4 protein-coding genes are annotated in these 2,937 nt (G+C 39.6%); all 4 read right to left on the bottom strand.

The window, feature by feature from the left end:
- Nucleotides 1–69: 69 nt before the first annotated feature.
- Genes PY364_RS19600 through PY364_RS19585 form a run of 4 tightly spaced genes read right to left on the bottom strand, consistent with a single transcriptional unit; the run spans nt 70 to nt 2,856 of the window.
- Entirely contained in the window at nt 70–933 is an 864-nt protein-coding gene (locus PY364_RS19600; protein WP_275525022.1) for an ABC transporter ATP-binding protein, read from the bottom strand.
- Nucleotides 908–1,720, bottom strand: coding sequence for a cobalt ECF transporter T component CbiQ (cbiQ, locus tag PY364_RS19595; protein ID WP_275525020.1), 813 nt, complete (start codon nt 1,718–1,720; stop codon nt 908–910). The genes PY364_RS19600 and cbiQ overlap by 26 nt, the downstream gene beginning before the upstream one ends.
- A gap of 57 nt (nt 1,721–1,777) precedes the next feature.
- Complete coding sequence (locus PY364_RS19590; RefSeq protein WP_275525018.1) at nt 1,778–2,095, bottom strand: energy-coupling factor ABC transporter substrate-binding protein; 318 nt, start codon at nt 2,093–2,095, stop codon at nt 1,778–1,780.
- Nucleotides 2,096–2,097: 2 nt separating this feature from the next.
- Nucleotides 2,098–2,856: an energy-coupling factor ABC transporter permease gene (locus tag PY364_RS19585; protein WP_275525016.1), complete on the bottom strand. Its 759-nt coding sequence runs from the start codon at nt 2,854–2,856 to the stop codon at nt 2,098–2,100.
- Nucleotides 2,857–2,937: the final 81 nt, after the last annotated feature.

Raw genomic sequence — 2,937 nt, 5'->3', positions numbered from 1 at the left:
GTAAGGATACCGCCCAGAGGGCGGCGTTACAAACAATATATAAACAATTTTTTACCGATAAGATTTTGCTCAAAAATTTTGTAACATCTTTAAAATTCGCTCCTGCAACTGTTTGACAATAATGTATGCAGTTGAATTGTCTTGTTGAGAATCAAGCAAACCCATTACCTCCGATACCTCAGACAACATCTCAAACACCAGGGGTACACCCAATTGTAACTCCTCCATAATTTCTCGCTGAGCAAATACATCTTGAGGACTTCCTTCAAGAATTAACCGCCCTTTATCAACTACAAAAATCCAATCTGCCCAGCGATAAACTAAATCTAAATCGTGAGTTGCCATCAGTATTGTTGTCCCAGAATTGTGAATTTTTTCTAAGGCAATCATTAACTGGCGCGTATGAAGACGATCTAAATAGGCTGTGGGTTCATCTAACAATAATAATTCTGGTTTCAATACCATAACATCAGCAAGAGAAACCCGCTTTTTTTGTCCCAAGCTCAAATGGTGAACTGGTTGTGTTGCCAGTTCTGAAAGTCCAAATTGAATCAGCGCTCGCTCTACTCGTTCTGCAATTTCCTTTGCTGGTATTCCCAAATTGCACAAACCATAAGAAACATCTTCTTCTACAGTTAAAGCAACTAATTGTTGTTCGGGATTTTGAAAGACTAAACCCACCTTTTGTCTCAAATTCATTAGATAATTACGGCTGTAATTAATTTTTTTTCCTTGCCAATAAACCTTTCCTTGCTGAGGCTTATACAAACCATTGGCTAACAAAAACATAGTTGTTTTACCACAGCCATTTTGACCAATAATAGCACTTTTTTTTCCTGGTACCAAGCGCAAGCTTAGCCCATTTAAAGCTGAATTTTTACTGCCTAAATAGGTATAGTATACGTCTTCAATTTCTAGCAAATATTGTGACATTACTCAAGTATTCCAGTCCTATTAATATTCCACAACCTATAATCGCTTCTAAGGCATATCGCTGTGAATAGCAATAGCGACGCGAATGCCATACTCGCAACTCCCCCGTAAATCCCCGCGCCTCTAATCCCAGGGAAAATTGATGATAATGTGCAATTGTTCTGTGAAACAATTGCCCGACAAGTAAACTTAGACTCTGAATAGAAGTCCGCCAAGTTCGATATCCGACACGAGATTGTTGGGCAATCCATAACTCCTGCGTTGCTGACAATAAAGTAAAAATAAACCGATACATTAACAGCAGCAATTCAGTTAGGATGGCAGGCAATCCTACACGACGCAATGTCTGCAATATGGCTGCAAAGGGAACGGTTAATAGCAGAAAATACATACAGCAAACAGAGGAGAGAGAGCGTGCAAAAATCGTCAATGCTAATTCGCTACCATTGCGGCTGATGTAAAAGTAATTTGAGCCTAAAGTCATTCCCTGTAAAGCATCTGTTTGAATTAAAGATATATTGGCAACAGAAACCCCATTGATTGCTATTGCTGGTAAACTGGTTAGCCAAAATAATGCCGCTAGATAGAGCATTCGCCAGTAAATTTCTGGAGGTATCTTAGCATAAACTACTGTCCAAATACTCATCCAGATGATAATTAAACCTTGTACTGGGGGATGGGCAAATAAGGCAATAGTTAAGACTACGATAGCAAATATTAGTTTGTGTTCTGGCGGCAAATTAGATAAACTATTCGTGTATGCCAGAGTGTCTAACTTGAGACTCATAAATCTATCGACAATAATTTAAGGAACCGCCAAGATGGCGGCGTTACGGATGCTTATTCAAGCTTTATCTTTCATTTTTGCTTGTTCTTTTACTTCTGTTCGCCCACGATATAAACCAATTACATAGCCAATTACTCCTGCACCTAAAGCTGCTTGAGATGAAAATAACAAACTTTCAATTTCACCACTAGACGGCTCAATTACTGATTGAAACCAGGGTTGATAATCAGGGTTAATTGCAGCAATCGCTTCCTCGGCTTGACCATCAGCACCGCTAAATTCAGCGTCTCGGAGAGATATTACAGGGATCGCAGCTAAAAGCAATACTCCTGTTAGTAACAGCCAGTTATTCCATCCTTGATTAGTCTTATTCACTATTATGATTCTCCTTTGATTAATTGCAACTGTTTCAAGTCTTCGGAATTGTAAGATTGCAGCCAGTTCCACACTAAGACAGTCAGCAATCCTTCACTAATTGCTAAAGGAATTTGAGTGAGGGCAAAAATGCTAGCAAACTTGATGAATGATGCCATAAAGCCGCCCACAGGAGCGGGGAAAGCTAAGGCTAATTGTACAGAAGTAATCAGATAAGTGAGCACATCGGCAAAGGCTGCTGAGATAAAAATTGCCATTGTTTGTTTGCCACTTACTCGCATGATAATATGATACAACCAGTAAGCAACAAATGGCCCTGCGATCGCCATTGAAAAGGCATTAGCTCCTAAAGTTGTTAAACCGCCATGAGCTAATAGTAAAGCTTGAAATAGAAGGACTAAGCTACCCAAAACTGACATCGCTAAAGGACCAAATAATACTGCTCCTAACCCAGTCCCCGTAGGATGAGAACAACTACCAGTAACGGAAGGAATTTTGAGGGCTGAGAGGACGAAAGTAAAAGCACCTGCTAGGGCAATAAGTAATTTTAATTGCGGATTTTCTTGAGTTATTCGCTGAATCGATCTTAGTCCCAAGATAAAGAAAGGAATAAAAATAATCCACCAAAAAATTGCCCATTGTACGGGTAAGAAGCCTTCCATAATGTGCATGGCGTAAGCTGGTGGCGTTTGACCTATAATTAGGTAAAAGCTCAAAACTGCCATTAGTATTAGTTGCCAAAGTTGCTGCTTTTTTTTCATTTCAAGATTATTTAAGAAGGAAGAGGTAATTATCTACTTGGAGATATCCGTAACGCCGCCCTCTGGGCGGTGAAGATACCG

It is taken from the genome of Kamptonema sp. UHCC 0994 (genome assembly GCF_029167235.1).
In the GTDB taxonomy this organism is placed as follows: domain Bacteria; phylum Cyanobacteriota; class Cyanobacteriia; order Cyanobacteriales; family Microcoleaceae; genus Kamptonema.
This window is presented reverse-complemented; position numbering and strand designations above follow the sequence as displayed.

Bases quoted from the DNA above. Each gene is read 5' to 3' on its own strand.
- PY364_RS19585 (WP_275525016.1), bottom strand. From the start codon at position 2,856: ATGAAAAAAAAGCAGCAACTTTGGCAACTAATACTAATGGCAGTTTTG.
- PY364_RS19600 (WP_275525022.1), bottom strand. From the start codon at position 933: ATGTCACAATATTTGCTAGAAATTGAAGACGTATACTATACCTATTTA.
- cbiQ (WP_275525020.1), bottom strand. From the start codon at position 1,720: ATGAGTCTCAAGTTAGACACTCTGGCATACACGAATAGTTTATCTAAT.